Genomic DNA, 1,386 nt, shown 5'->3' with positions numbered 1-1,386 from the left:
GAGATATTGTCAAGATCTGTGGATGAGGTTGTTTCAGGCAGCCTCCTGCTGGTCGGGTGAGGCGGTGCCGGGTTCGACGAGTTCGCCGTTTTTGAAGGTGGCGCCGGCCCGGACGTGAGCGACGAGGTGGGGTGCGTTGACGGCCCGCCATTTCGTCTGTGCGGCTTCGATGAGTTTGTAGGCCATCGCCAGTCCCGCGGCCCGTGAGCCGGGGCCCTTGGTCACCTTGGTGCGCAACCGGACCGTGGCGAAGGTCGACTCGATCGGGTTGGTCGTGCGCAGATGAATCCAGTGCTCGGCCGGGTAACGGTAGAACTCCAGCAGCACATCAGCGTCGTCGACGATCTTGGCGACCGCTTTGGGGTACTTGGCGCCGTAGGTCTTGGCGAAAGCCGTGATCGCGGTGCGGGCGTGGTCGATGTCTTCGGCGTTGTAGATCTCCTGCATCGCTTTGATCGCATTCGGATGGGCCGACTTCGGCAGTGCGGCAAGCACATTGCCTTGTTTATGAAACCAGCACCGCTGCTCTCGGGTATCCGGGAACACCTCGCGCAACGCAGCCCAGAACCCCAGGGCACCGTCCCCGACGGCCAGGTTCGGGGCCGCCATGCCGCGGCGCCGGCACGACCGCAACAGATCGGCCCACGATTCGGTCGATTCGCGGTAGCCATCGGCCAGGGCGACGAGCTCTTTACGGCCGTCGGCCCGCACACCGATCATCACCAACAGGCACAGTTTCTCCTGCTCAAGCCGGACTTTGAGGTGGATTCCGTCGACCCAGAGGTAGACATAATCGCTGGTGATGTCGCGGTCTTCGAAGGCCGCGGCTTCCTTCTGCCACTGGCTGGTCAACCGGGTGATCGTGGCCGCCGACAACCCTGCACCCGAGCCGAGAAACTGCTCGAGTGCCGGCCCGAAATCCCCCGACGACAACCCGTGCAGGTACAGCAGCGGCAACACCGCGCTGACCTCCGGACTCTTGCGTGCCCACGCCGGGATGATCTTCGACGAGAACCGTTGACGTTCACCAGTTTCAGGGTCGACCCGCTTGTCGTTGACCCGCGGTGCCCGCACCGGCACCGCACCAGCAGCGGTCATCACCTCCCGCTCGTTGTGGTAGCCGTTACGCACCACCAGCCGGCGACCGTGCTCATCGACCTGATCGGTGAACTGATCGACATAGGCAGCGACCTCGGCCTGCAGGGCTGCGGCGAGCATCTGCCGGGCCCCGTCGCGCACGATCTCATCGAGGATCGACCGGTGATCGTCGTTGGACTGGTTGGAACCATCAGGGGCGTTGACTACCGTGAGCATGAGGCGTGCCTTTCCGCCAGCGCTGCAACGCTGACTTGATCAAGTGACTACCGGGATCATTCTGCGGGAAGG

Annotated in this window: 1 protein-coding gene; it reads right to left on the bottom strand. The window is 63.7% G+C overall.

The window, feature by feature from the left end; genetic code table 11:
- Positions 1–33 precede the first annotated feature (33 nt).
- On the bottom strand, positions 34–1,314 hold the full coding sequence (locus ACWDTD_RS20540) for an IS256 family transposase (protein ID WP_007240524.1): 1,281 nt from the start codon (positions 1,312–1,314) through the stop codon (positions 34–36).
- Between the last annotated feature and the right edge of the window lie 72 nt (positions 1,315–1,386).

Source organism: Gordonia sp. NPDC003425 (genome assembly GCF_053588635.1).
This window is presented reverse-complemented; position numbering and strand designations above follow the sequence as displayed.

What these genes read in the sequence shown, in the direction of transcription:
- ACWDTD_RS20540 (WP_007240524.1), bottom strand. Translation starts at nt 1,314, where the DNA reads ATGCTCACGGTAGTCAACGCCCCTGATGGTTCCAACCAGTCCAACGAC.